The organism is Streptomyces exfoliatus, from assembly GCF_000725545.1.
GTDB lineage: Bacteria > Actinomycetota > Actinomycetes > Streptomycetales > Streptomycetaceae > Streptomyces > Streptomyces exfoliatus.
Window position 1 is genome coordinate 1 of record NZ_JNZP01000099.1, and the last position, 389, is coordinate 389.

1 protein-coding gene is annotated in these 389 nt (G+C 74.3%); it reads left to right on the plus strand.

From position 1 onward, the window contains the following. A partial coding sequence (locus IO20_RS0134275) for a GlcG/HbpS family heme-binding protein (RefSeq protein WP_030558858.1) occupies positions 1-389 on the plus strand: 389 nt, incomplete at both ends.

Genomic DNA, 389 nt, shown 5'->3' on the forward strand with positions numbered 1-389 from the left:
GTCGACGCACCTGACGATCGAGGCCGCCACGAAGGCCGCGCAGGCCACCCTGGACGCCGCCGAGAAGGAGAACCAGCGCGTCTCCGTCGCCGTCGTCGACCGCAACGGCAACACCCTCGTCACCCTCCGCGGCGACGGCGCGGGCCCGCAGTCCTACGAGTCCGCCGTGAAGAAGGCCTTCACCGCCGTCTCCTGGAACGCCCCCACCTCCGAGCTGGTCAAGCGCCTCACCAACGCGCCCACCCTGAAGGACATCCCCGGCACCCTCTTCCTCGCCGGCGGCGCCCCCGTCGCCGCCAAGGGCGCCCCCATCGCCGGCATCGGCGTCGCCGGCGCCCCCTCCGGCGACCTCGACGAGAAGTTCGCCCAGGCCGGCGTCGCCGCCCTCG